Source organism: Streptomyces sp. NPDC036984 (assembly GCF_055607665.1).
The window spans coordinates 1-1455 of sequence record NZ_JBVJRL010000087.1 but is presented as its reverse complement, the minus strand read 5'-3'; the positions used below and the strand labels follow the sequence as shown (position 1 = coordinate 1455).

The following is a 1455-nucleotide window of genomic DNA, read 5'->3' as shown; positions in this document are numbered from 1 at the left end:
TGCGTCCACCACCATGAACACCGCCGGGACCATGTACTGCGGCAACCGCTCCGCCGCAAACACCCGCAACTCCCCCACAGACACCCCAGCCGTCAAGTCCACCCCACCCCCACCACCCGCCAAACCAGCCGGAACCACATACCCCACCAACACACCCCGACCAGCACGCTCCCGCACCGCCACCGCAGCCCGCGCCACCCCCGGATGCCCACACAACACCGACTCCACCTCAGCCGGCTCGATCCGCAACCCCCGCACCTTCACCTGCTCATCCACACGCCCCACATACTCCAACACCCCATCAACCCGCCACCGCACCAAATCCCCCGTCCGATACATCCGCGCCCCACCACCCACAAACGGATCCGCCACAAACCGCGACGCCGTCAAACCAAACCCATCCACATAACCCCGCCCCACCAACCCACCCACATACAACTCACCCACCACACCCACCGGAACCCAACCCAACCCACCACCCAACACATACACCCGCATCCCACCCAACGGACGCCCAATCCCCACACCCCCACCCGCGCCCCCACCTTCAGCGGGACCAACCACATGCGTCGTGGCATAAAAACTCTCACTCTGCCCATACGCATTCACCACCCGCGCACCCGGCCACACCCCCCGAATCCGCTCCACCAACGACCACCCCAACCCCTCACCCGCCAACACCACCGCATCCGCAGCAACCCGCTCCGCAACCTCCTCCAACACCCCCGCCAACACCGACGGCACCGCACTCACCACACCCCGACCCACCCCAACCCCACCATCAACCTCCCCCAACGCCGGCACATCCCGCACGATCTCCACCCGCGCCCCCACCGCAAGACCCGTCACAATCTCAAACACCGACACATCAAAATTCACCGACGCACCCGCCAACACCCGCGAACCCCGACCCACCCCCACCACACCCGCAAGACCCCGCACCCCATTGACCACACCCTCATGCGTAATCACCACACCCTTCGGCTCCCCCGTCGAACCCGACGTGAACATCACATACGCCGCATTCCCCGGACGCACCACCACCCCAGGCGCCCCCACACCCGAACCAAAATCAATCTCCTCCCACACCACAACCCGCCCCACCCCCAACGGCAACACCCCCACACCCACCCCATCCACCAACACCACATCCGGACCCACCCGCCCCACAATCCCAGCCAACCGCTCACTCGGATACCGCACATCCAACGGCACATAACCAGCCCCCGCCTTCCACACCCCCAACATCCCCACCACCAAATCCACCGACCGACCCAAACCCAACCCCACCCACGACTCCACCCCCACACCCAAACCCGCCAACACCCCCGCCACCACATCCGACCGCACATCCAACTCACCCCACGACAACACCTCACCCCCACACACCACCGCCACCTCACCACCCAACACACCCACCCAACCCCCCACCAACGACACCACCGAACCACCCAC

At 65.6% G+C, this 1455-nt stretch carries 1 protein-coding gene; it reads right to left on the bottom strand.

The window, feature by feature from the left end; genetic code table 11:
* A partial coding sequence (locus tag ACZ7DL_RS39070) for an amino acid adenylation domain-containing protein (RefSeq protein WP_470781844.1) occupies positions 1-1455 on the bottom strand: 1455 nt, incomplete at both ends.